The sequence below is a fragment of the Achromobacter sp. RT286_PF genome (assembly GCF_059760425.1).
This window is the reverse complement of sequence record NZ_JCBAMR010000100.1, coordinates 1-255: the sequence shown is the minus strand read 5'-3', so window position 1 is coordinate 255 and position 255 is coordinate 1. Positions and strand designations below refer to the sequence as shown.

Genomic DNA, 255 nt, shown 5'->3' with positions numbered 1-255 from the left:
GAACCGTCGCTGGCGCGCGCGGCGCTGTGTTCGGACTGGCGCATCTACCAGCAACTGTCCGTGCCGGAAATCCTGGCCGATGTCTTCAAGCGCCATGGCATTACCGACTACGAACAGGTCACCACCCACCACCACCTGGTACGTGAATACTGCGTGCAGGCCGGCGAAACCGATCTGGATTTCGTGGCGCGCCTGGCCGCCGAAGAGGGCTACTTTCACCGCTACGCCCATACCGAAAATTCCCACCGCCTGATC

At 62.0% G+C, this 255-nt stretch carries 1 protein-coding gene; it reads left to right on the top strand.

The genetic code is table 11. The annotated features are described in order from the left end of the window. The coding region (locus AC6LJY_RS28020) for a contractile injection system protein, VgrG/Pvc8 family (RefSeq protein WP_498137244.1) at positions 1-255 on the top strand (255 nt) is incomplete at both ends.